Below are 816 nucleotides of genomic sequence, written 5' to 3' on the forward strand. Positions count from 1 at the left end.
TTGCTGCACCGTCCGGCTAAGTACTGACTTTCCATAGCCCGAGCGAAGCTCGCGTCAGGTGAGTTCACGGCGATGCTCGCCCAACTGAAGTCCGCTTTCGAAGGTCTGAGGTCCGAACCTGCCAATCCGCTTCGGGCGCCAAGGCTGACTTTCAGCAACGCGCCGCCAAATCGACCGTTCACCTACGAACCGTTGCCGCGTGAAAGCCGACATCCCTGAGAGGACCTTAGGCGTTCCGGAACTACGGCAAGAGATCCGTCACAGCGCGCCCACTTCCGTCCATTGCCATAGGGAAGCTGGCATGTTCGTGGATGATTTTCCAAGAACCGCCGATGCGCCTTAGCGCGATGGTTCGCCGGCTCCAGGAGTCAACCTTTGTGCCATCGGTCTTAATGCCACTCATGCGCGACAGCCCGAAGGCCACTGCAAGGTCGCCGTCGATCATGAGCTGCGCATCTACAAACCTGCCGTTCGCGCTATGACTTGATGCGACCCATTCGAGACGCCGGGGGCGATGGGAGGAATGACTGCGGAACCCTGGGCAGCGGTCGTTTCGGGCCATGGGAGAACCCCTTCGATCCAGACCGGTCGCTATGCAAGCATGCAGAACCGCGGCCTGACACCATCATGTGGATATGGGGTTGGCGGCAGTCCTCGCAGCCTCAACATGTCCGCGGGGTATTAGAGCTGGAACTCAGCCGAAAATTCAGCTCCATCAGGATGCAGTGTAAGCAGCGAGCTGCCCTTCAGGGTGTGGCGGAACGCTGCCTCCAGGACGCGGGAGCCGTAGCCGGTGCGGCCGGCGCTGGTTATGAT

1 protein-coding gene is annotated in these 816 nt (G+C 60.4%); it reads right to left on the reverse strand.

Annotated features, from left to right (window positions below; translation table 11 throughout):
- Nucleotides 1-241 precede the first annotated feature (241 nt).
- On the reverse strand, nt 242-562 hold the full coding sequence (locus tag E5W70_RS29945; protein WP_292664894.1) for a nuclear transport factor 2 family protein: 321 nt from the start codon (nt 560-562) through the stop codon (nt 242-244).
- Nucleotides 563-816 lie beyond the last annotated feature (254 nt).

Origin of the sequence: Mesorhizobium sp., from assembly GCF_005063415.1 — a bacterium.
Lineage (GTDB): Bacteria > Pseudomonadota > Alphaproteobacteria > Rhizobiales > Rhizobiaceae > Mesorhizobium.

Excerpts from the sequence above, each read along its gene's own strand:
- E5W70_RS29945 (WP_292664894.1), bottom strand. The coding sequence starts at position 562 with ATGGCCCGAAACGACCGCTGCCCAGGGTTCCGCAGTCATTCCTCCCAT.